General features: G+C 52.2%; 2 protein-coding genes and 1 pseudogene. All 3 read left to right on the top strand.

The window, feature by feature from the left end:
• A pseudogene (locus IEI94_RS09030) lies at positions 1 to 108 on the top strand (IS5/IS1182 family transposase); the annotation flags it as partial.
• 592 nt (positions 109 to 700) lie between these two features.
• Positions 701 to 1447 (top strand): sugar phosphate isomerase/epimerase family protein, encoded by a 747-nt coding sequence (locus tag IEI94_RS09035; RefSeq protein ID WP_224750034.1) that lies wholly within the window; start codon positions 701 to 703, stop codon positions 1445 to 1447.
• Positions 1448 to 1496: 49 nt separating this feature from the next.
• Positions 1497 to 2351, top strand: a complete 855-nt coding sequence (locus IEI94_RS09040; protein ID WP_191166982.1) for a hydroxypyruvate isomerase family protein — start codon at positions 1497 to 1499, stop codon at positions 2349 to 2351.
• Positions 2352 to 2452: the final 101 nt, after the last annotated feature.

The following is a 2452-nucleotide window of genomic DNA, read 5'->3' on the forward strand; positions in this document are numbered from 1 at the left end:
CGGCGAATCGCCACGCGCTATGACAAGCTGGCCCGCAGCTTTCGCGCCATGGTATGCCTGGCTTGCATAGATCGTTGCCTACGTGCCGACTTTTCGTACAAAACCTAGGACAGCATGAAAGCATCGCTCCACTCGCCAGTACGGCAAAGCACGTCCAGGGCTGAAGCAACATCTTGCTTGTTAACCTGCCAGGACCCCGACCTCAAGGTTCATCTTCGTCAATCCTGCGTATCGAAGTATCAGCGAGCATGCCTTAATCAGAAAAATTTAAACTAAAGTATTATCCCCATCATTGCGATACATAAAAAATATTAAAATCAGCACCTTGCTAAATATTTTCTCTTCCATATCGGCTCATGGAATCACTTATCGAGCTGATACCCCCTGACTAAACTTGCAGCACATGCTGATATGATCTAAACAATGTAATGCATTACATTGCATCGATCTTCTCGAATTCAGGAGATCTACATCGGAGGTCTATGATGCGAAATCTCCGGATGAAAGACATCATATCTGCAGAGATATTCGTAGCTTATAAACTTCCAACAAGGAAAAAATAACGGAGACTGGCATGCCTTCACGTATATCAAAATGGAAGAAATACGCTGCCATTACAATAGGATGTAGCGCTTTCACTGCCATAGCCATACCTAGCTTTGCGCAGCAAGATTCGAATGAACTTCCTATAGCAGTGCAGATGTACACACTACGTGATTTCGGAGACCTGGAAGAGCAGATGGCCGCCGTTCAGCGAGCCGACGTCGGTGCCATCGAGACGGTGGGAGATCAGGGGGTTTCGTCAGACGAACTCAAGGCGCTGCTGGAGGAGTATGAGCTGGAGGTGATCTCGAGCCATATTCCCCTGGAGGATCTCAGGCATCGCCTGGATGACACCATAACCTTCAATCGTGCCGTCGGCAATGACACCCTCACCCTCCCTTATCTCGCTGAGAGCGAGCGACCCGAGACTATTAGTGAGTGGCAGTCACTAGGCCAGGAGCTAGGCGATATTGCCTTGCGGTTAAGTGATGAAGGTTTCCGTCTCGCCTACCACAACCATGAGTTCGAGATGGAGATATTAGAAGGCAAGACAGCGTTGGAGCATATGTTCGATGCCGCCGGCCCCAAGCTCCTGGCGGAGCTGGATATCGCCTGGATCGCTCGCGGTGGGTTGGACCCAGCAGAGTACGTGGGTCGCTTTGAAGACCGTTTATTTGCCGTGCATGCTAAGGACAATGCGCCTGAAGGTAGCGCCGAAGAGGAAGGTGGTTTCGCCACTCTCGGCATGGGCGTACTCGATTGGGAAGCGATTCTACCCGCTATCGAATCCAGTGAGTCGGAGTGGTACATCATCGAGCACGACCACCCCATCGATGCTGAAGCCGTGATCACCGAAGGCAGTCGCTTCCTGCGTGAGGAACTGACCCAGCTGCGCATGGAGTGACACATCCCAGCTGCCACTGGCTCGAGACGACAATAATGAGGTTGGCATCATGAGCAACGCCATCGACAGACGACGCTTTCTATGCCATAGCATCGCCAGCGCTGCGGGGTTGGCGGTATTGAGCACTGTCGGCACCAGGACTTATGCCGATGATGACGTTACGCCCTTGACACTCAAGGGAAATATCAATCACTCAGTGACTCGCTGGACATTCGACTTTCTCTCCCTAGAGGAGCTTTGCCAGCTCGCAGCAGGACTGGGTATTTCGGCTATCGACCTGGTCGGGCCTAACGAGTGGCCGGTACTTAAACGCTACAGTCTCGACGCCTCCATGTGCAATGGCGCCGAGCTGAGTCTCGAGGATGGTTGGGGAGACGAGCGCTTTCATTCGGCATTGGTCGATCGCTACCTTGAGCATATCGACCTGGTGAGTGAGGCCGGCTACACCAACCTGATCTGTTTCAGCGGTAATGCTCGAGGCATGAGTCCGGAGCAAGGGCTGGACAATGCCGAGAAAGGATTGAAGAGAGTTCTTTCTCACGCCGAGGAGAAGGGAGTCGTTCTGCAAATGGAGCTGTTCAACAGCAAGATTGATCACCCCGACTATCTTTGTGACAACTCTGCCTGGGGCATCGAGCTATGCCAGCGCCTCGACTCCCCCAACTTCAAGTTGCTCTACGACATTTATCATATGCAGATAAGCGAAGGGGATATTATTCGTACCATTCGCGATCATCATGAATACTTTGGTCACTACCATACGGCTGGAGTTCCTGGAAGAAATGAAATCGATGATAGCCAGGAATTGAACTACCCCGCTATATGTCGCGCGATACGCGATACCGGCTTCCAGGGATACATTGCCCAAGAGTTCCTTCCTGACAGGGACCATGATATCGAGTAGGAGGGGGAGTCGCCTCCCCCGTCCTCTCACACCACCGGGCATACGGTTCCGTACCACGGCGGTTCACGAAGAACGGCTAAGCCCTCTTACCGTATCCAGCA

Origin of the sequence: Halomonas sp. ML-15 (assembly GCF_014779595.1) — a bacterium.
In the GTDB taxonomy this organism is placed as follows: Bacteria; Pseudomonadota; Gammaproteobacteria; order Pseudomonadales; family Halomonadaceae; genus Franzmannia.

Bases quoted from the DNA above. Each gene is read 5' to 3' on its own strand.
- IEI94_RS09035 (WP_224750034.1), top strand. From the start codon at position 701: ATGTACACACTACGTGATTTCGGAGACCTGGAAGAGCAGATGGCCGCC.
- IEI94_RS09040 (WP_191166982.1), top strand. From the start codon at position 1,497: ATGAGCAACGCCATCGACAGACGACGCTTTCTATGCCATAGCATCGCC.